The sequence below is a fragment of the Nitrospira sp. genome, assembly GCA_024998565.1.
Lineage (GTDB): Bacteria > Nitrospirota > Nitrospiria > Nitrospirales > Nitrospiraceae > Nitrospira_A.
In genome coordinates, this window is the sequence record JACOEM010000005.1 from 170,333 (window position 1) to 191,798 (window position 21,466).

The 21,466-nt window shown below is 60.1% G+C and carries 17 protein-coding genes; 15 read left to right on the forward strand and 2 right to left on the reverse strand.

All coding sequences use genetic code 11. The features are described from left to right. Window positions 1-5 precede the first annotated feature (5 nt). The 10 genes from H8K11_10310 to H8K11_10355 all read left to right on the forward strand — a co-directional run bounded on the left by H8K11_10310 (window position 6) and on the right by H8K11_10355 (window position 12,384). Window positions 6-926 (forward strand): aspartate carbamoyltransferase catalytic subunit, encoded by a 921-nt coding sequence (locus H8K11_10310; protein MCS6264138.1) that lies wholly within the window; start codon window positions 6-8, stop codon window positions 924-926. Between the two features lie 54 nt (window positions 927-980). Beyond that, window positions 981-2,273, forward strand: a complete 1,293-nt coding sequence (locus H8K11_10315; protein MCS6264139.1) for a dihydroorotase — start codon at window positions 981-983, stop codon at window positions 2,271-2,273. A gap of 12 nt (window positions 2,274-2,285) precedes the next feature. Continuing rightward, window positions 2,286-2,789, forward strand: coding sequence for a DUF4149 domain-containing protein (locus H8K11_10320; protein MCS6264140.1), 504 nt, complete (start codon window positions 2,286-2,288; stop codon window positions 2,787-2,789). A gap of 9 nt (window positions 2,790-2,798) precedes the next feature. Next, entirely contained in the window at window positions 2,799-3,983 is a 1,185-nt protein-coding gene (gene carA, locus H8K11_10325; GenBank protein MCS6264141.1) for a glutamine-hydrolyzing carbamoyl-phosphate synthase small subunit, read from the forward strand. Continuing rightward, window positions 3,976-5,052: a signal peptide peptidase SppA gene (gene sppA / locus H8K11_10330; protein MCS6264142.1), complete on the forward strand. Its 1,077-nt coding sequence runs from the start codon at window positions 3,976-3,978 to the stop codon at window positions 5,050-5,052. The genes carA and sppA overlap by 8 nt, the downstream gene beginning before the upstream one ends. 41 nt (window positions 5,053-5,093) lie before the next feature. Further along, complete coding sequence (locus H8K11_10335) at window positions 5,094-6,083, forward strand: M48 family metallopeptidase (GenBank protein ID MCS6264143.1); 990 nt, start codon at window positions 5,094-5,096, stop codon at window positions 6,081-6,083. A gap of 21 nt (window positions 6,084-6,104) precedes the next feature. Next, window positions 6,105-9,374 carry a carbamoyl-phosphate synthase large subunit gene (gene carB, locus H8K11_10340; GenBank protein MCS6264144.1) on the forward strand — a complete coding sequence of 1,090 codons (3,270 nt, stop codon included), beginning with the start codon at window positions 6,105-6,107 and terminating at the stop codon, window positions 9,372-9,374. Between the two features lie 144 nt (window positions 9,375-9,518). After that, a complete protein-coding gene (gene greA, locus H8K11_10345) occupies window positions 9,519-9,995 on the forward strand; it encodes a transcription elongation factor GreA (GenBank protein MCS6264145.1) in 477 nt (158 codons plus the stop codon). Between the two features lie 80 nt (window positions 9,996-10,075). Continuing rightward, the gene (locus H8K11_10350) at window positions 10,076-10,876 is read left to right on the forward strand and encodes an SAM-dependent chlorinase/fluorinase (protein MCS6264146.1); all 801 of its coding nucleotides are present in this window, start codon (window positions 10,076-10,078) and stop codon (window positions 10,874-10,876) included. 359 nt (window positions 10,877-11,235) lie between these two features. Then, window positions 11,236-12,384, forward strand: coding sequence for an efflux RND transporter periplasmic adaptor subunit (locus H8K11_10355; GenBank protein MCS6264147.1), 1,149 nt, complete (start codon window positions 11,236-11,238; stop codon window positions 12,382-12,384). Window positions 12,385-12,407: 23 nt separating this feature from the next. Here the strand turns inward: H8K11_10355 and H8K11_10360 are convergent, their stop codons facing one another. Beyond that, entirely contained in the window at window positions 12,408-13,634 is a 1,227-nt protein-coding gene (locus tag H8K11_10360) for a hypothetical protein (protein ID MCS6264148.1), read from the reverse strand. Window positions 13,635-13,808: 174 nt separating this feature from the next. Then, entirely contained in the window at window positions 13,809-15,191 is a 1,383-nt protein-coding gene (bioA, locus tag H8K11_10365) for an adenosylmethionine--8-amino-7-oxononanoate transaminase (protein MCS6264149.1), read from the reverse strand. Between the two features lie 142 nt (window positions 15,192-15,333). On the opposite strand from bioA, the gene lepA reads away from it, so the two are divergent. From lepA to H8K11_10390, 5 genes are read left to right on the forward strand one after another with little or no spacing between them, the layout of a single operon-like run. Next, entirely contained in the window at window positions 15,334-17,145 is a 1,812-nt protein-coding gene (gene lepA, locus H8K11_10370; protein ID MCS6264150.1) for an elongation factor 4, read from the forward strand. Continuing rightward, window positions 17,142-17,921 (forward strand): signal peptidase I, encoded by a 780-nt coding sequence (gene lepB, locus H8K11_10375; protein MCS6264151.1) that lies wholly within the window; start codon window positions 17,142-17,144, stop codon window positions 17,919-17,921. The genes lepA and lepB overlap by 4 nt, the downstream gene beginning before the upstream one ends. Then, window positions 17,891-18,955, forward strand: a complete 1,065-nt coding sequence (gene rfaE1 / locus H8K11_10380) for a D-glycero-beta-D-manno-heptose-7-phosphate kinase (GenBank protein ID MCS6264152.1) — start codon at window positions 17,891-17,893, stop codon at window positions 18,953-18,955. Before lepB ends, rfaE1 begins: the two co-directional genes overlap by 31 nt. Then, window positions 18,936-19,727 carry a 3-deoxy-manno-octulosonate cytidylyltransferase gene (gene kdsB / locus H8K11_10385; protein ID MCS6264153.1) on the forward strand — a complete coding sequence of 264 codons (792 nt, stop codon included), beginning with the start codon at window positions 18,936-18,938 and terminating at the stop codon, window positions 19,725-19,727. The genes rfaE1 and kdsB overlap by 20 nt, the downstream gene beginning before the upstream one ends. 17 nt (window positions 19,728-19,744) lie before the next feature. Further along, a complete protein-coding gene (locus H8K11_10390; GenBank protein MCS6264154.1) occupies window positions 19,745-21,346 on the forward strand; it encodes a CTP synthase in 1,602 nt (533 codons plus the stop codon). Window positions 21,347-21,466 lie beyond the last annotated feature (120 nt).

The following is a 21,466-nucleotide window of genomic DNA, read 5'->3' on the forward strand; positions in this document are numbered from 1 at the left end:
TTGTCGTGGGCCTCAAACGGAAAGACCTGCTCAGCCTGACCAACCTGTCGGCGGACGATATCACGTTGATCCTGGAAACCGCGGATTCCTTCAAGGAAGTCTCCGGCCGGGAGATCAAGAAGGTACCGGCCTTACGAGGCAAGACGGTCGTGAACCTCTTCTTCGAGCCGAGCACGAGAACCAGAACGTCGTTTGAATTGGCCGCCAAGCGACTCAGCGCCGATGTGATCAATTTCTCCCCCTCTTCCAGCAGCGTGGTGAAGGGAGAAACGCTCCTGGATACGGCCCGGAACATCGAAGCCATGCAGGCCGATATCATCGTTCTGCGACACTCCTCGGCCGGCGCGGCAGAGACGCTGGCGCGCGGCGTCAAGTCTTCGGTCATCAATGCCGGGGACGGGTGGCATGAACATCCGACACAGGCTCTGCTCGACCTGTACACGATCCGCAGCCGGCAAATGGGCTTCGCCGGATTGCGCGTCGCGATTGTCGGCGATGTGGCGCATAGCCGTGTCGCCCGTTCGAATATTTTTGCCCTCACGAAACTCGGAGCGGAAGTGCGGGTCGTCGGACCTCCGACCATGATCCCTCTGCAAATCAGCCAGCTCGGGGTGCAGGTCTACCACAATCTGGACGAAGCGCTGCGAGGCGTCCACGTGATCATGATGTTGCGGCTTCAATTGGAGCGACAGGGCCGCGCGCTGTTTCCGACGATCCGGGAATATGCTCGACACTATGGATTGACCAGCGACCGCGTGAAACTGGCTGAGCCCGGCGCCATCGTGATGCATCCGGGCCCCATCAACCGCGGGGTGGAAATCGCGCCCGACGTGGCGGACAGTCTCTCGTCCGTGATTCTCGATCAGGTGGCGAACGGCGTGGCCGTGCGCATGGGCATTTTGTATCTCATGTCGGGAGCCGGCTGAGCCGGACGAAGCGACCGAGTGAATCCTTTTACCTTTTTCTTGTGTGAGTAAACGATGACACTACTGATTCAAGGCGGTCATGTGATCGATCCCGGACGCGTGAACGGCGTGGCCGACGTCCTGATCGAAAACGGAACAATCTCGGCAGTCGGACCGGCCCTCAAGGCGCCGGCCGGCGCGACAGTCATTCAAGCCAAGGGGCAATTAGTGCTTCCGGGGTTCGTGGATCTCCACGTACATTTCCGCGAACCGGGGTTCGAGTATAAGGAAACCATCGAATCGGGTACGGCGGCGGCCGTCGCGGGTGGTTTCACGACCGTCTGCGCGATGCCCAACACCAATCCCGTCAACGACAATCAAGCCGTCACCGAATTCATGCTCGAGCGCGCGAAGGCAGCGGGTAACGCCCACCTCTATCCAATCGGCGCCATCACAAAAAAATCGGAAGGCAAAGAATTGGCGGAAATCGGCGATCTTCGCCGCGCCGGTTGTGTCGCCATCTCCGACGACGGAAAGCCGGTGATGAACAGCCTCGTCATGCGACGCGCCATGGAATATGCGCGGGCGTTCGACGTGCCGGTCGTGGACCACTGCGAAGATCTGCATCTCTCCGAAGGCGGATGCATGAACGAAGGGCTGGTCTCGACCGAACTCGGCCTGCCGGGCATTCCCTCCGCGGCGGAAGATGTCATGGTGGCCCGCAATGTCTCGCTGGCTGAACTGACCGGAGCCCGCCTCCACCTCGCGCACATCAGCACCGCCGGCTCGGTGCGTATGGTGCGGGAAGCCAAGGCGCGGGGGCTGAAGGTGACGGCTGAAGCCTGTCCGCATCACTTTACCCTGACCGAAGAACTGACCCGCGGGTACAACACCCACGCGAAAATGAATCCTCCGCTGAGGACCATGCAGGACGTCCAGGCGATCAAGGAAGGACTCCGCGACGGAACCATCGATGTGATCGCGACCGACCATGCCCCGCATGCGACCCAAGAGAAGCAGCAGGAGTTTACCGAAGCGCCCTTCGGCATCGTGGGCCTGGAGACCGCTCTCTCGCTGACGTTGGCCCTGGTAGATGAAGGAGTGCTTACACTCGAATCCGCGGTAGACAAACTTGCAACCGCCCCGGCCAAAGCGTTCAGTCTCAATGCCGGCACCCTGGCGGTCGGCGCGCCGGCCGACGTCGCCATCGTCGATCCGAACAGGGAGTGGCAAGTCGACCCTTCACGGTTTCGTTCCAAGAGCCGCAACACGCCATTCGCCGGCTGGAAAGTAAAGGGACGGGTGACAACCACCATCGTCTCCGGTCGCGTCGTGTTCGAACTCGATCGCTCAGAGCGACAGGCATAGGGATTCGACACGGTGCGCCAAGGACTGATCGCCTGTATCACCTGTGAGTTGCTGGCCCTGGCGGTCTGGATCGGCGGACTTCTGGTGCTCGTTGCCGCCGTCATCCCGGCCGTGTTCAATACGTTCGGCGGCCAGGACACCGGCGGCTTCTTTCTGACCCGCGCCTTCGACGGGTACAATCGTCTGGTGCTCGGATCGGCGGCGATCCTGACCGCGGGAATCCTATGGCGGGCCTGGCTGGTCCAGCGGGGCCTGACGGATGGCGAGATCACCAGAACCGAATGGCTGTTGCTTGGAGCCATGCTCCTCACCGCGGGAGTCATCACGTTTGTGCTGCATCCCCAAGCGGCGGCTTTGCAGGCACAAGCCTTTGCCTCCAAAGGAGAGGAAGCGCGGAAAGCGGCGTTCGAAGCATTCTTTCAACTGCACAAACCGGTACGGGCCTTGTATATCGTGAATGTCGGACTCGGAATCGCGCTGCTGACCGTGCGCGTACGATCCTGGGTCCCTCGATAAGGAGTCATCTTGAAGAAAGCGATTCTGGCGCTCGCCGACGGAACCTGGTTCGAAGGACGGGCCCTCGGAGCAGAAGGGGAGACCGGGGGTGAAGTCGTGTTCAACACGGCCATGACCGGCTATCAGGAAGTGTTGACCGATCCCTCCTACCGTGGACAGATCGTCACCATGACCTGTCCTCATATCGGCAACTACGGCGTAACACCGGAAGACATCGAGTCCAACCGGATCTGGGCCGAAGGATTCGTCGTCAAGGAGTCCAGCCGGCTGGCGAGCAATTGGCGCAGTAAGGCCACGCTCCAGGAATATCTGCAAGCCGCGAACATCGTGGCCATTGAGGGCATCGACACCAGAGCGCTCACCACACATCTGCGTGAGAAGGGCGCCCAGCCGGGCGTGATTTCCCACATCGATCTCGATCCGCGTCGACTCGCCGACAAGGCCCGGAAGGCGCCGAGCATCATCGGCCGCGATCTGGCCGCCACGGTGACCTGCGAGCGACGCTACACCTGGACAGCCGGAACCGGCGATTGGGCACCGAAGCTCACGATGCCCGCGCCCGGCGCCGCACAGGCAGTACGAAAGACCTGGCGTGTGGTGGCCTATGATTTCGGCGTCAAACGGAATATTCTCCGGCGACTCGTCGATGTCGGCTGCGAGGTCACCGTGGTGCCCGCTTCCACCCCGGCGAAGGACGTGTTGGCGCTCAACCCCCAAGGATTATTCCTCTCGAACGGGCCCGGCGACCCGGAAGGGGTGCCCTATGCCATGGACGCGCTTCGGGAACTGATCGGCCGATTGCCGATTTTCGGCATCTGTTTAGGTCACCAATTACTCGGCCTGGCGCTTGGCTTCTCCACCTATAAACTGAAGTTCGGCCATCATGGCGCCAATCACCCGGTCATCGACCTCCGGACCAGGAAGGTCGAGATCACCTCTCAGAACCATAATTTCGCCGTGCGCTTCCCGATCGGGGCACCGGCGCAAGGGCAGGACATGCCGATTGTAGACACACCGTTCGGGCGCGTGCAGCTGACCCATACCAGTCTCAACGACGGATCGGTCGAGGGCATGATGTGTCTGGACCGCCCGGTCTTCTCCGTCCAGTATCACCCCGAAGCGGCACCGGGTCCGCACGATTCGGCCTATCTCTTTGAACAATTTGTCGCGTTGATGGAGACACATTATGCATAAGAGCCTGCCCGTCGTTAACCTGCCTGCTGTGGCGAACGCTCTGCAGCCAAATGCGAGACCGCATCGCCGTCGCCTTGTCACGAACCACACTGTCGGACAGGCCCTCAGCCCGTGGCATCTCTTCAGCGCGGTGGCCGTGCTTATCCTCGCCCTGATGCAGGCTGCCTGTGTCACGATCAATCTGCCGCCGGGACCGGGCGCCCTTGAAGAACATAAAGTCAGCGGGACCGGCAAGGACAAAGTTCTGCTGATGGACGTGTCCGGTGTGATCAGCTCTGAAAATAAGGACGGGTTTTATTCTTCACCCGGCATGCTCGCCACCGTGAAAGAGGAGCTGGAGCGGGCCACGAAAGACGAGCGCGTCAAGGCCGTCGTGCTCCGGATCAACAGTCCAGGCGGCACCGTCACGGCCTCCGACATCATTTATCATGAACTCAAGTCGTTCAAGGCCAGCCGGAAGATTCCGATTGTGGCCTCCATTATGGATGTGGGTGCCTCCGGCGGGTATTACATTGCGGCCGCAGCCGATACCGTGCTCGCTCATCCGTCGACCGTCACCGGCAGCATCGGCGTGATCATGTTGACGGTCAATGCCAGAGGGCTCCTCGAAAAGGTCGGCGTGGAGACCAACGCCGTCACCTCCGGACCGCGCAAGGATATGGGCTCACCCTTCCGGGCGATGTTGCCGGAGGAACGCGCGATCTTCCAGGGCGTCATCGACGGCTTCTACCAGCGATTTCTCCAGGTCGTGCAGGACGGTCGCCCGAACATGAACGGCGAGACCATCAGGAAGCTGGCCGACGGCCGGATCTATTCCGGCGAGCAGGCGAAAGCTGCCGGGCTGGTGGATGACATCGGGTATCTCGAGGACGCCATCGAGCTGGCGAAGAAAAAAGCCGGCCTCACGGAAGCGAAAGTGGTGACCTATCGCAGACCGGGTGAATACCAGAACAATGTCTACTCGCGATTGGTCTCGCCGGCGCCGAGCCTGGCCAGCCTGGCGAACATCGATGTGCTCTCAGTCGTACGAGGCGGGTCTCCGCAGTTCATGTATCTGTGGATGCCCTGAGGCGGTGAGTTGCATCCCGCGCCTGGTGCTGATTGAATGGAGTGGATATGAGGCATCCATCAGGCCGACATTCAATCGACCGCATGCTCGACACCCCGATTGGAAGACGGGCGGCCTTGGCCCTGGGAGTCCGCGCCGCCTATCTCCTCTCGACGACGGTGTGGCTCGGCGCGGCGGCAGGCCTGATGCAATCGCTTGCTGGGTGCCAGCGGGCGCCCGGCACCGCGCGGGAGCAGTTCATCTATATTTCGGAAGAAAAAGAAATGGCGATGGGCCTCTCGGCTTTTCGAGAAGTGCTCCGGCAGGCTCCCTTGAGCGAAAATCCGGAGCTCAACGAAATGGTGCACCGGGTCGGAAATCGCATCGCCAAGGCGGCCAATAAGCCTGAGTATCAGTGGGAGTTCGCGGTCATTCAGGACGATCGCACGATCAACGCCTTCGCGCTTCCCGGCGGCAAGGTGGCGGTGTTCACCGGAATTTTGAAGGTCACGAAAACTGAAGACGGGTTGGCGACCGTCATGGGTCATGAGGTCGCGCATGCCCTGCAGCGCCACGGAGCGGAACGGATGAGTCGCAGCGTGCTCGAACAGATCGGACAATTGGCGGCCCTAGGCGCCGGCGCGGCCGCAGGTCGTCCGGATGCGGCCATGGCGGCCATGACCGTCTATGGTGTCGGAGTCTCCTTGCCCTTCGACCGCCGGCAGGAATCGGAAGCGGATTTCATCGGCCTGCGCTTGATGGCCGAAGCCGGGTACGACCCGCGCGAAGCGGTCGCCTTCTGGGAACGCATGAGCGGCTGTCCGCGCGCCATGATCAATAAACTCTGCTTCCGCTCACAGCAGGCCATTCCGGAATTTCTCTCGACCCATCCGTCCGATGTGACTCGTATCAATCAGATCGAAGCCTGGATCCCGGACGCGATGAAACACTATCATCCCGCAGGAAAGACACCGGCGATCCCGTCCGGTCCGATCCAACCCTACCGGCCACCGGTGGGGCCCATGCCCGAGGCGCCTCTGCCGACCGGCTAACTTTTTGAGTTGAGGTCAATTGTGCCACGACGGACAGACATCCGCTCCATTCTTCTGATCGGCTCCGGCCCCATCGTCATCGGGCAGGCGTGCGAATTCGACTACTCCGGCACGCAGGCCTGCAAGGCCCTTAAGGAAGAGGGCTACCGCGTGATCCTGATCAACAGCAATCCGGCGACGATCATGACGGACCCGGATTTTGCGGACCGCACGTATATCGAACCGATCACGCTGGACGTGGTCGAGAAGGTCATCGAATGCGAACGGCCCGACGCGCTCCTGCCCACCATGGGCGGACAGACGGCGTTGAACACCGCCATCGGTTTGGCGAAGCGCGGGGTCCTCGAAAAATACGGCGTCAGGTTGATCGGCGCGTCGATCGCAGCCATCCATAAGGCCGAGGATCGCGATGCCTTCCGGCAGGCCATGTGGAAAATCGGCCTGCGGGTACCCGACAGCGGTGTGGCAACCTCCCTGGCCGAGGCCGAGCGTGAACTGGAACGGATCCGCTTCCCCGCGATCGTGCGACCGTCGTTTACCATGGGCGGCACCGGCGGCAATATCGCCTACAACATTGAAGAATTCCGGACGCAGGTGGAATGGGGCCTGTCCATGAGCCCGGTCCGCCAGGTACTCATCGAGCAGTCCGTCATCGGATGGAAAGAGTTCGAACTCGAAGTGATGCGTGACCTGAAGGACAACGTGGTCATCATCTGCCCGATCGAGAATCTCGACCCGATGGGGGTGCACACCGGCGATAGTATTACCGTGGCCCCGGCCCTCACCTTGACCGACAAAGAATATCAAATGCTGCGCGATGCAGCCGTGCGCATCATTCGTGAGATCGGTGTCGACACCGGCGGAGCCAACATCCAGTTCGGCCTGAACCCGGTCAACGGCGAAATGGTCGTCATCGAGATGAATCCGCGCGTCTCCAGAAGCTCCGCCCTGGCGTCGAAAGCGACGGGATTTCCCATCGCCAAGATCGCGGCCAAGCTGGCCGTCGGGTACACCCTCGACGAAATCACGAACGACATCACCGGTGTGACGAAGGCCTCGTTCGAGCCGACCATCGATTACGTCGTCGTCAAGATTCCACGCTTTGCCTTTCAGAAATTCCCCGGAGCCGATCCCACGTTGACCACACAGATGAAGTCGGTGGGCGAAGTGATGGCCATCGGACGCACCTTCAAGGAATCGCTGCAGAAAGCGATCCGGTCCATGGAAGTCGATCAATTCGGATTCAGCTCGAAGATGGGGCTGGATCTCGCGGTGCCGCCCGGCCTCGACCGGGAAGAGGCCATGGAGCAGGTCCGCAAGTCGGTGCGCACTCCGTTGCCAGACCGGCTGTGGCGGCTGGCAGACGGCATGCGGCTCGGCATGCCCAATCAGGAATTATTCGCGCTCACCAAGATCGATCCCTGGTTTCTGGAGCAGATTCGTGAACTGATCGACTTCGAGGCCCGACTCGTCGCGGAACGGGCAACACTTGGCGCCACAGGTCTGCGGCCTGATCTTCTGATCGAGGCGAAGGAACTGGGATTCTCCGACCCACGCCTGGCTCAACTCCTGGGAGTGGAACAACAAACCGTTCGCAGCTGGCGGCTGGCACTGAGCCAAGGGGCTCCGCCGCGGAGCGTGACGTACAAGCGGGTCGATACCTGTGCGGCCGAATTTGAAGCCCATACGCCGTATCTCTACTCGACCTACGAGCGGGAATGCGAAGCCCGGCCGACCGACAAAAAGAAAGTCGTCATTCTCGGCGGCGGACCGAACCGGATCGGGCAGGGGATCGAGTTCGACTACTGCTGTGTGCACGCCGCCATGGCCCTGCGGGAAGAGCAGATTGAAACCATCATGGTCAACTGCAATCCGGAAACGGTCAGCACGGACTATGACACCTCCGACCGTCTCTACTTCGAGCCGTTGACGGAAGAAGACGTGCTGAACATCGTGGAGCGGGAACAGCCGATGGGTGTGGTCCTGCAATTCGGAGGACAGACGCCCTTGAAACTAGCGCTCTCCCTGTCCCGCGCCGGGGTCAGGATTCTCGGCACCAGTCCGGATGCGATCGACCGGGCGGAGGATCGCGCCCGATTCCGTGAGTTACTCGATAAACTCGGGTTGCGTCAGGCGGAGAGCGGGATGGCCCACTCCGTCGAAGAAGCGTTGACGATCGCCGCAGAGATTACCTATCCCGTGATGGTGCGGCCGTCGTATGTGCTCGGCGGACGCTCGATGCAGATCGTGTATGACGAAGCGGGATTGCTCCACTACATGAACACGGCGGTCAAGGCATCGGAGAAACATCCGGTGCTGATCGATAAATACTTGCGCGATGCCATCGAAATCGACGCGGACGCCATTTCCGACGGCACGACCGTGGTCGTCGCCGGCATCATGGAACATATCGAGGAGGCGGGCGTTCACTCCGGCGACTCGGCCTGCTCGCTGCCTCCTTACACGCTGGATGCGACGATCATCGAAGAGATCCGGCGTCAAATGACCGCGCTGGCATTGGAACTCGGCGTCATCGGTCTCATGAACGCGCAATTCGCCGTGAAGGATCAGACCATCTATGTGCTGGAGGTCAACCCGCGCGGCTCACGGACCGTGCCGTTCGTCAGCAAGGCGATCGGCATCCCGCTCGCCAAATTGGCCATGAAGGTGATGGTCGGCAAGTCGCTGCAGCAGCTCAATTTCACCACCGCTCCGACGCCGACGCATCTCTCAGTGAAAGAGGCGGTGTTCCCCTTCACGAAATTCGCAGGCGTCGATGTCCTCCTGGGCCCTGAAATGAAATCCACCGGAGAAGTCATGGGAATCGACAGCGATTTCGGATGGGCCTTCGTCAAATCCCAGGCCGGCGCCGGCGCCATTCTGCCGACCTCCGGCACCGCCTTCCTCAGCGTGAAGAGCGAAGACCGGGCAGGGGCCTTCGATGTCGCGCGGCGTCTCGTGGCGCTGGGCTTCCGTATTACGGCCACATCGGGCACTGCGCTGTACCTGAGCGAACAAGGCATGTGCGTGGACGTTGTGAACAAGGTCCAGGAAGGACGGCCGCACATCGTCGATCATATCAAGAACGGCGAGGTGGCATTGGTGGTCAACACCGTGCGTACCGCTTCGGCTCAGACCGATTCACTGTCCATTCGACGCGAGGCTCTGCACAAGGGGGTGCCGTACTACACCACCATGCGGGGCGCTCTGGCCGCGGTGATGGGCATCGAGGCCTTGCTGAAAAAGGGACTTGCCATTCGAGCCTTGCAGGAGTATCACCGGATACATTAAGCGAAGCTTCAAGCAAACAGGCAATTGACAACAGGTTCCAGGTAGGCTGTCGAACATCAACTGCCTTCCTGGATGCGGGGCGACCGGAAAGACCACCGACACGCAATACGAAAAACCGGTTTCAATGGTCATCGGGGGGAAGATATGCCGACACCGATTACGAGAAAAGGATACGAAGCGCTGAAAGCCGAATTGGACCGGCTGCACAAGGTCGAGCGACCGCGGGTGATCGAGGCCATTGCAGAAGCGCGCGCCCATGGCGATCTGAGCGAAAACGCCGAATACGATGCGGCCAAGGAACGCCAGGGCTTTATCGAAGCGCGGTTGGCGGAGCTGAAGGGCAAACTGGCCGACTGCCGGATCATCGACATTGCAGGGCGGACCAGCGAGACGGTCGTGTTCGGCGCCACCGTGGTGCTGATCGAGCAGGAGGCGCAAGCCAAGAAACAATATACCCTCGTGGGACAGGATGAGGCCGATTTGAAATTTTCCCGCATCTCCGTCCAGTCGCCCGTCGGACGCGCCCTCATCGGCAAGCGGGTAGGGGACATGGTGGAAGTCACCACGCCCGCGAAGGTCGTCGAGTACGAAGTGATGGAAATCCGTTTCGAAGAATTATAGCCGCCGATGTCGACTCTGATCCCGCCACACCATTCAACCTGTCCTGAACCACCCTCCAGCATCCGGGTCTGGTCTTTGTCATGCCGGTAACGATCCCGCTCATCACGCTGCTGACGGATTTCGGCGAACGCGACTATTTCGTCGCCAGCATGAAGGGCGTCATCCTCAACATCAATCCCCAGGCCCGGATCGTGGATCTTTCCCATCAGGTCACGCCGCACGATGTGGCGGATGCCGCGTATCTCCTCAAATCCTGCTATCGCTATTTCCCGGACGGAACGATTCATGTGGCCGTCGTGGATCCCGGCGTGGGCGGCACCAGACGGCCGCTGCTCGTGTCGTCATCGTGCTATGTCTTCATCGGGCCGGACAACGGCCTGTTTACCCATATCTACGAGGAGGAACAGGCCGTCGAAGTGCGGCAGATCGAGAACCGTCAGTATCGATTGGATTCCGACGGGGCGACCTTCGATGGGCGCGATCTCTTTGCGCCGGCAGCCGCCTGGTTGACCAAAGGCCAACCGCTCGGCTCGTTCGGACGACTCGTGCCGAACTACGAACGCCTCCCGATTGCGGAACCGGCCTGGGACAAACATGTGATGGCGGGACAGATTCTCTATATCGATCGGTTCGGGAATCTGATTTCCAATCTCACGGCCTACCATCTCAAGGAAGTACGAGGTCTGACCAAACGCGCCGAGCCCTATATCCGCATCGGCGGGGTCACGATCGACGGAGTGGTGCGCAGTTATGCGGAGGGTTCGCCCGATGCTCCCCAGGCCGTGATCAACAGCAACGGGTATGTCGAGGTTTTCCTGAAGGAAGGCCGAGCGGCCGACCGCTTGAATGTCGCTCGTGGCCAACGGATCGAGCTCTGCTGAGTCAGTGGCCCGCCGGAACCGGACTGACACATCCAGCCAGGCCCGTAGGTGCCTCGATTGACAGGCAAAAGACGTCGATGTTTTAATGACACAGTTGGTGAGTAGGCCGGGACGAATGAGTTGGTCTTCCCGGAACATGCTGATCTCCTCGCGTAGCTGCCCGCAGACCGTTCGGATCGCACCGTTCCCCTTCGTCCTCCCCGGCGGCTTCCAGCTCTTTCGGCAACAGTCATCGAGGAGTCACGCGTGAATCTGCGCGGAGCAGGCCCTCTCAAGCCGACCAGCCAATGTCTGCCGCTGCCACGCACTTGGCATTCTCGGCAGAAAGACCGATACGGAACCAGCGAGAACGGAATGCCATGAAACAACGTCTCTGCAAACTGTCGCTCATTCTCGTCGGTCTGACGTTGGCTGGCTGTACGCGTCCCGATCCGCCCGCACCCTCGTCGAAAACCGTCCAACCGCCGGTCGTCGCCACCCGCCAACCCGATATTCAAACGATGCTCATTGAGACCTCACCCTCGCTTCCGGCCCTGACGCTGTCGGCCAGGGTGACCTATGCCGAGGACGGGTTTTCCAGAATCTCCTCCCCCCTCCAGGGACCGGTGCTGGATGTGCGGGTCAAACTCGGGCAGGCTGTCAAAGCCGGCGATGTGTTGATGGTCATCGACGCGGCCGACATCGCTACCGCCTATGCCGCCTATGTCGAGGAGATTTCCGAGTTGGGACTGGCCGAACGTAACTATGAATTGACGAAAGACTTGTACGATGCCCAAGCCATGTCCCTGAAAGACCTGGAACATGCGGAGAACGATCTGAACCGCGAACGGGCGGAATTCAAACAGGCAAAAGGCCGGCTCCTGTCTCTGCGCGTGCCGGCGGCTGAACTCAGCAAACCGCTTGCCCAGCAACAGATCACGTCACGGTTCGAATTGCGCAGCCCGTTGACGGGAACCGTGGTCGAGCGCAATGTGACACCCGGACAAATTGTAGGGCCGGCCACGGACACGCCGTTGTTTACCGTCGCCAATCTCGACCGTTTGCAGGTCGTTGCGGATGTGTATGAACATGACCTCTCGGGAATTCGTGTCGGAGCGGTCGCGCCCATGACCGTCGAGGCCTACCCGGGTATCGAGTTTCCCGCCACGATCAGCGTGATCGGCGATGTGGTCGATCCGGCCACGCGCACCATTAAAATTCGCGCGTCCGTCTCGAACGTGGATCGTCGCCTGAAGCCTGAAATGTTCGCACGCGTGACCATCGCTGGCCACACCATGCGCCCGAAAATCGTCATTCCGAAACAGGCACTCCTTGAACATTCCGGCAAACAGTGGGTGGTGGTGCAACACGACGCCGGCCGGCTTGAAGAACGTGCCATCAATATCGACAGCGTGATCGATAATCAGGTGACGATTCGGGAGGGGCTCACGACCGGAGAACGAATCCTGCTCGCGCCCTCGACCATCAACCACCTCGCGGCGGGTGACACCTCAGCCGGCGGAGCGTAACGAAGCCGCACTTCGGGAAGGGGCTACAGCGACGCCACCAGAATACGCACGAGCCCGGAGAGATCCTCGGTATCGAGCCCTGCGACAGTCCGATTGGTCGTGTTGGTATAGGCGGCCTCCAGAGAGATCGTCGTGGGATGGCCGTAAATCGGCTCTAGATGTAACGCAAACATCCCCTTGCCCACGATGCTGTTCGTATCGATCAGTCCATCACTCGAACTGGTGCTCGTATAGCCTCCCATCGCACTGACCAATAACCGCTGACTCTGTTTGTACAGCAACGACAGGGACGCCATAGGCGTCTGAATCGTCGCGCCGGACCAGCTTTGGGTCTCCGTCCGGTAGCTCAGCGTCGGAGCAAGCGTCAAAGTGTTCATGGGCCGATAGGTCGCCACCAGGGTCTGGGCAAAGGCGGTCGATTGGGACCCTCCTCGCATTTCGTCGTTCGTCAGGATGTAGCTCGATGAGAGCCGTGCGTTCCACGTGAGTCCCGTATAGGAGAGGGCGGCCTCCATGCTGTTGCTCTGACTTCGCTGCGGGATCGCACCGCTGGGGTCGAAACTGCTCGCGAGGGCGCTTCGCGTATAGGTCAGACTGAGTTCTGGCCAAGCCGGCTTGGCCACCGCGAGACCGATGCGATTGAAGGTGTGTTGAATCCTGGCCCGGGTGGGATCCAGGTCCACATTATTCCAGGTTTGACCGGACGAGCTTCGGAGCTTCGTAATCCCCATCCCCCATTCGCCCCACATTTCCCGCACCGTCTGGTCAGGTGAATTGAAAAACGCCTTGCCGGCCGACCGATAGTTGATGCCGTAGCGAAACTGACCGTTGGTGCCCGTCAGCGCCATACGCACCATGCGTTTGGTCCCGTCATCCCGCTGATCGATGCGAGAGGGAATACCCGCATCGTTCGTCGCATTGTTGGCCACCTCGCCTTCCGTCGTCAGCTGTCCCTTGAAGAATGTCGACGCCGCCACCACGCCTTTCGTCTGCGGCCGTTCCGAATCAGGAACCAGGTCCTTCAAACGCGTCGACGCGGTCGGCGGCGCAAAGGAGGTGGTGTGGAAAGAGGCGTGCAACACGGGAGACGCAATCGAAAAGGGGATCGCTGATGAACCGGACTCGCGGGCCGTGTCCGTGAACTGAATCCGTTGCAGGAGGAGATCTGATTGCTGCGCTTCCTCCGCCAGAGCCGTCAACGGGAGGGCCAGCAGCAGGAGCCAGCCCCACACCATCAGACGGCCTGTCATGCCGAACAATCCGTCGAAAGGATGTCGTGGCGCAGCATGAAATCAAGTGTAGCACTCGATTCTCAGCCGTCCGGGCGCTTGCGGGAGTGCACAAAAACTGTCGGGAGATGTACATCGGCGAACGCGTGACGCCGCGTTCCAGCAGGCAGGAATCGGCCGCAATGACGGGAGGTTCTACGCCGGAGATGCGCTGTCTTCGGTCACCTCAACGATGCCCCTGTGCAAAATTGCCACTATCTTGGTTAATTCTTGAGGGCTGGTGGAGAGGGGGGGGACCAGTGCGATAACGTTGCCGAGCGGTCTCATCAAGAGGCCGCGTTGCCGGCAGGCCCGGGCCACGCGATGGCCGATTCGCATTTCAAGCGGGTAGGGAGTGCGCGTCGTGCGATCCTCCACCAATTCAATGCCGACCATCAAACCACATTGCCGTATCTCGCCCACATGACTCAGCGAGGCCGTCGGACGCAGCAGACGGGCGAGCAGTTTGGTCTGCGTTCGAACGTGCGTGAGCGTCTTCTCGCGACGAAAGGTATCGAGGTTGGCCAGAGCCACGGCGCAGCCCAACGGATTACCCGTGTAACTGTGTCCGTGGAAGAACGTCTTCCACTCGTCATACCGTCCCAAGAAGGCGTTGTAGATCTCCTCGGTCGCCAGGGTGGCTGCCAGCGGCATGTATCCGCCGGTCATACCCTTGCTGATCGCCATGAGATCCGGCGTCACACCTTCATGCTGACAAGCGAACATTTTGCCGGTTCGGCCGAAGCCCGTCGCCACTTCATCCGCAATCAACAAGACGTTGTACTTCGTGCAGAGCTCACGCACGCGGGTGAGGTATCCCGGCGGCGCGGTCAACATCCCCGCCGCCGCTAGCACGAGCGGTTCGAGAATGACCCCGGCCAGTTCACGATGACGGGCCTTCAACAGCGACTCCAGCGGATCAATGCAGGCCATGTGACAAGCGGGATACGTCAGGCGCAGCGGACAACGATAACAATAGGGCGGGTCGACTTGAAGGGTGGGAAACAGGAGCGACTTGAATCGTGCATGAAACAGTTCAATGTTGCCCACGCTCACAGCCCCGATCGTGTCGCCGTGGTAGGCCAGCTTCAAATGCAGAAAGGAATGTTTGGGGCCCGCGGTCGGCTGCCGCTGTTGCCAGTATTGTACCGCCATCTTCAGCGCCACCTCGACCGCCGTGGACCCGTTGTCCGAATAAAACACCCGTTGCAGTCCCTTCGGCGCAATCCGGATCAGCTCCCTCGCCAGTCGAATGGCCGGCGGATTGGACAGACCGAGGAAGGTGGAATGCGCGATCTGTCCGAGCTGCGTCGTGAGGGCGCGATCCAATCGCGGATGCCGGTGGCCGTGAATATTGACCCAGATGGACGACGTGCCGTCGAGATACTTCCGGCCCTCCGTGTCGATGAGGTAGGAGCCTTTGCCCTTGTGGATGATCAGAGGCTCCTCCTGCTCCCATTCCTGCATCTGCGTAAACGGATGCCACAGATAGGCATGGTCCCAGGCTGCTAGTGGAAGGTGCTTGGATGGTCGAGTCATGATGACGGGAAAATACAGAACAACTCGTGCGGCACGATCGCATCGACGACGCTGAACGACGCGCCGCGCGCGGATTATAACGGCGGGCGATTTCTTTGACAACCTTGGGAGCGGCCACTATAATGAACCGATTTTGGGGAACATGAGCCAGGATTTGCAAAGTCTCATCCGAAATTTCTCGATCATCGCCCATATCGATCACGGTAAATCGACCCTCGCTGACCGGCTCCTCGACGCAACTGGCGCAGTGACTGCCCGGGAGGCGAAAGAGCAGATCCTCGATGCGATGGACCTGGAGCGTGAGCGCGGCATCACGATCAAAGCGCACGCTGTGGCCATCCGCTACAAGGCTCAGGACGGGAAGACGTATTTACTGCACTTAATCGATACGCCCGGTCACGTCGACTTCACGTACGAAGTGTCGCGCAGCCTCGCAGCCTGCGAGGGCTCGTTGCTGCTCGTCGATGCGACGCAGGGAGTGCAGGCGCAGACCATCGCCAACGTCAACCTGGCCATGGGCAACCACCATACGATTATTCCGGTCATCAATAAGATCGATCTCGCCAGCGCCGACGTCGAAGGCACGAAACAGCAAATCTCCGATGTCCTCACCCTGGACGCCAGCGATGCCATGTTGGTGAGCGCCAAGGAAGGGCGCGGGGTTCCGGAAGTGCTCGAGGCGATCGTCAAACGTATTCCGCCGCCCTCCGGCGATCCCGATCGTCCGCTCAAGGCGTTGATTTTCGATTCTTGGTTCGATAACTACCAGGGCGTGATCGTCCTCACCCGCATCATCGACGGCTCCGTGCGCCCCGGGATGAAGATCAAGGTGATGTCCAACGACCGGCTCTTCGAAGTCACCGAGGTCGGACAGTTCACGCCGAAACGAACCAAGGGCACCCAGCTCATGACGGGGGAGGTCGGCTACCTCTGCGCCAATATGAAGGAAGTGGCCGACGTGAAGATCGGTGACACGTTGACCGAGGCGGCACACCCGACTGAGCAACCGTTTCCCGGCTACAAAGAAGTCAAACCCCTGGTGTTTTGCGGACTGTATTCCACGGACACCGCACGCTACGAAGATCTGCGGGATGCGCTCTTGAAATTGCGATTGAACGACTCGTCGTTTATTTATGAGCCGGAAACTTCGCTCGCCCTTGGATTCGGCTTCCGTTGCGGCTTCCTCGGTCTGCTCCACATGGAAATCATTCAGGAGCGGCTGGAGCGTGAATACGGACTGACGCTTATCACCACTGCCCCGACCGTCATCTACCGGATTCTGACGACCAAAGGCGACGTGCTCGAACTCAACAACCCGGCGGAACTTCCCGAACCCAGTTCGATCGCCTCGTTCGAGGAGCCGTTTATCCTTGCAACGCTGATCGCGCCGGAGCGTTATCTCGGCACCCTGCTGCAATTGTGTCAGGAGCGGCGCGGTATCCAGCGAAGCATCCACTACCTGGATCCCACCCGCGTCGTGATCAGCTACGAGCTGCCGCTCAACGAAGTCATCCTCGATTTCTACGACAAGTTGAAATCGAAGACACAGGGCTATGCGTCGCTCGACTACGAACTCCTCGGGTATCGGGAATCCGAATTGGTGCGCCTGGATATTCTGCTCAACGGTGAGCCCGTCGATGCGTTGTCTTTCATCACGCATAAAGAGCGGGCGTATCAGCGCGGGCGTCAGGTCGCGGAAAAAATGAAAGAACTGATTCCCAAACAGATGTTCGAAATCGCCATCCAGGCGGCAATCGGCAACAAGATCATCGCGCGGGAAACAATCGGCGCCATTAAGAAGAATGTCACCGCAAAGTGTTACGGCGGCGACATCTCGCGCAAGCGAAAGCTGTGGGACAAGCAGAAGGAAGGCAAGAAACGCATGAAAGCGGTCGGACGGGTGGAAGTGCCCCAAGAGGCGTTCCTGGCCATCTTGAAGGTGGGCGAGGAATGAGTCTCGACCCCAATCCACGCCCCGACGACAGGTCCTCAACGACGGGACCGGTAACGCCCCCCGCACCCTCAGACCAAGCGACAGAGGCCCCCACGGTCGTCGCGGTCGGTCAACCGGCCCACAAGTCGATCCTGCGGGAATATGCGGAAGCGATCATCATCGCGATGTTGCTCGCCTTTGCCATTCGCGTCTTCGTAGTGCAGGCCTTCAAGATTCCCTCCGGCTCGATGATTCCTACGCTGCTGGTGGGTGATCATATTCTCGTCAGCAAACTGTCCTATGGCTTGCAATGGCCGACCGACTGCAAGATTCAGCCGGGCTTTCCGCCGGTCACCTGCTACTCCTCGCGCACGCTCATTCCGTTCGGCTCGATCCAGCGCGGCGATATCATCGTATTCCGGTTTCCCGAAGATGAAGACAAGGACTTTATCAAACGCGTCATCGGTCTCCCCGGCGATACCATTCACGTGCGAAATAAAGTCGTGCACATCAACGGGACGCCGTTCGACGACCATGCCTTCACGCAGCACACTGATCCCCCCGTGCATGACGGGCGTATCAGTCCGCGCGACAATTTCGGCCCTGTGACAGTGCCGGAAGACGCGTATTTCGTGATGGGAGACAATCGGGACCATAGTCTCGATAGTCGCTTCTGGGGCTATGTCCGCACGGAAAAAGTGCGCGGCAAAGCATTTCGCATTTACTGGTCGTGGAGCGGCCAAGGATCATGGACGGAATGGGTACGATGGGAAAGGTTAGGAAAAGCCATCCAGTAGGGCGAACCGGACAGACCGGGACGTCGAGCGGGCAACCGGGCGAGGACACGACGCTTGATCACGTCGCACTCAGCGCCTACGTCCAGCGTTTCTCCCAAGCCAAAGTGCTGGTGATCGGTGATTTGATCCTCGACCACTACGTCTGGGGACGGGTGAGCCGGATTTCTCCGGAAGCGCCGGTTCCGGTCGTCCACGTTGAATCGGAATCCCTCAAGCTGGGCGGCGCGGCCAACGTCTTCAACAATATCCTCGCGCTCGGCGGGCAGGCGGATATCTGTGGCGTGATCGGAGCCGACGAAAGCGGGCGGTTGCTCTTGAAAGAACTGGGCGGGCGCCGGCAGGGCCGCGGCGGCGTGGTCATCGACCAGAGCCGGCCGACGACCAGAAAATCCCGGGTGGTCGCCCACAATCAGCAAATCGTTCGCTATGACGTCGAACGCCGCACGGAACTCTCGGCGCTGCTCCAGCGCCGCATTCTCCGGTATGTGGAGTCGCGCTTGAAAGAACTCTCCTGCCTGGTCGTCTCGGACTATGCCAAGGGGGTCGTCACCGCGTCGCTCATGACAGAGTTGACTCGACTGGCGGGGCAGCGCAAAATTCCCATCGTGGTCGATCCCAAGGTGGAGCATTTCAGCTATTACAAAGGTGTGACCGTCATCACCCCCAATCACCTCGAAGCCACCCAGGCTGCCGGCGTGCAAGGGGAGGATGACAAAGCGATTACAAAAGCCGGCACGATTCTTCGGCAGCGATTGGGATGCCAAACCGTTTTGGTGACGCGGGGTGAGCGAGGAATGAGTGTGTACCAGGCTCATGGCGACCATTGGCATATCCCCACGCGCGCCCGACAGGTCTATGATGTCACCGGTGCCGGTGATACCGTCGTCGGAACACTCGCGCTGGCGCTCTCGACGGGCGCAAGCATGCGTGACGCCGCGGTGCTTGCCAACCAAGCCGCCGGGGTCGTCGTCGGCATGATCGGCACCGCCACGGTCACAGCCGCGCAACTCACGGATGCCCTGGGACAGAACTGACGTGAAACGTTCGGTGACGGTGGTGATTCCAGCCCGGTACGGTTCTTCACGATTCCCGGGCAAACCGCTGGTTGAGTTGCTGGGCAAACCGATGATCCAACATGTCTATGAGCAGGCGAAGGCTTGTCGCGCGGTCGATGACGTTCTGGTCGCCACGGATGACGAGCGCATCAAAACGGCGGTGCAGCGCTTCGGCGGACAGGTCGTGATGATGACGGAGCCCTATCGCACCGGTACCGACCGCGTCGCCGCCGTCGCCGACAGCCGCACCGGCGACTGTTTCGTCGACCTGCAGGGAGACGAGATCCTACTCCATCCCGATCTCATCACCGACCTGGTCGAGCCCTTTCTGGCCAGCAAGGCCACGATGGGCACCTTGAAACGACAGATCGATTCCGATCAGGATCTCCACAACCCGGGCGTGGTCAAAGTGACTACCGATCGCGAGGGCTATGCCTTATATTTTTCCCGCGCGCCGATTCCGTTGGTGCGGGACGATCCGAAGCGGGCTGCGGTGCCGGGACTGCATTTCATTCACCTGGGCTTGTACATCTATACCCGGGAAACATTGCAACGTCTGACGGCCTTGCCAACAGGGACTTTGGAAGAGGCCGAAAAACTCGAACAACTGCGCGCCTTGGAAAACGGAATGCGTATCCGCGTGTGGGAAACCACCCACGGCTCCTTGCGCATCGATAGCCCCGAGGACGTGCCCGGCGCCCTGAAACAACTTCACAGCCGTGCAACCGGACTCGGCATCACTCACTCATGACGAGAGAAGGTGCCACGATGAGCAAACTGATTTTTGTGACCGGCGGTGTCGTATCGTCGCTCGGAAAGGGGCTGGCTTCCGCATCCATCGGCAATCTGCTGGAAAGCCGCGGGCTGAAGATCACGTTCCTCAAGCTCGATCCCTACATCAACGTCGATCCGGGCACCATGAATCCGTACCAGCATGGAGAGGTCTACGTCACGGAGGACGGGGCGGAAACCGACCTCGATCTGGGCCACTATGAGCGGTATACCTCCCTGACTCTGACGCGCGAGAACAACTACACCACCGGCCGCATTTACCACGCCGTCATCACCAAGGAACGGCGCGGCGATTACCTGGGCGGAACGGTGCAAGTCGTGCCCCATGTCACGGACGAGATCAAGCAATGCATCATGCGCATTTCGCAAGGCATGGACGTCACGATCGTCGAGATCGGCGGGACCGTCGGCGACATCGAGAGCCTGCCGTTCCTGGAAGCCATCCGGCAAATCCCCTACGACGTCGGACGGGACAATGTCCTCTACGTGCACCTGACGCTGGTGCCCTACATCGGAGCCGCCGGCGAATTGAAAACCAAACCGACGCAGCATTCCGTGAACAAGCTGCGGGAAATCGGTATTCAACCGAACATTCTCCTGTGCCGCACCGACCGCTATCTTCCACCGGAGCTCAAGGCGAAGATCGCCATGTTCTGCAACGTGGAAAAAGATGCGGTCATCACGGCCAAGGATGTCGAGACCATCTACGAAGTGCCCATCGTGTTTCGCAAAGAAGGACTGGATGAACTGATCGTCCGCCAGCTCAAGCTGGAAACCGGTCCGCCGAATCTCCGCGAGTGGGATGCGATGGTACAGAAGATCAAGCATCCCAAACACGAGGTGTCGATCGCGCTGGTCGGGAAATATGCCGGCTTGAAGGAATGTTATAAGAGCCTGGCGGAAGCGCTGGTGCACGGCGGCATCGATCATGAAACCCGCGTGAATGTGAACTGGATCGAATCCGAAGAGGTAGAGCGTCAGGGGACCGAGCGTATTCTCCGCGAAGCCGACGGCATTCTCATTCCGGGCGGATTCGGGGCGCGGGGAATCGAAGGCAAGATCGTCACCATTCAATATGCGCGAGAACATCAAATTCCGTTCCTCGGCCTCTGCCTGGGCATGCAATGCGCCACGATCGAATTTGCGCGCAACGTCGCCGGCCTCACCGGTGCCAACAGCGCGGAATTCGATGAAAAGACCCCGCATCCGGTGATTCACCTGATGTCCGACCAACAGTCGGTCAACGACAAGGGCGGCACCATGCGGCTCGGCGCCTATGCCTGCAAGCTGGGCGAGGGGACGCTGGCGCAAAAGATGTACGGGGTCAGCGAGGTACGCGAACGGCATCGCCATCGATATGAATTCAATAATGCCTATCGCGAGCAATTGACGGCCAAGGGACTGATTTTGAGCGGCTTGTCTCCGGACGGTCGCCTGGTGGAAATCGTCGAGTTGCGGAACCACCCCTGGTTCCTGGCTACGCAGTTTCATCCGGAATACAAGTCACGGCCGCATCACCCGCATCCGTTATTCAGCGGGTTTGTGGGGGCGGCGTTGCGCCGCAAATGCGGCCACTAAATGGGATGCTGAAACTGCCTTTCGGCGGCGTTCTCGACTCGGCACAATCCTCGACGTAGCTCCGCTACGCCTCCGGTTCTGCCTTGTCTGCGGCCTTGCTGAAAGATCAGTTTGAGCATC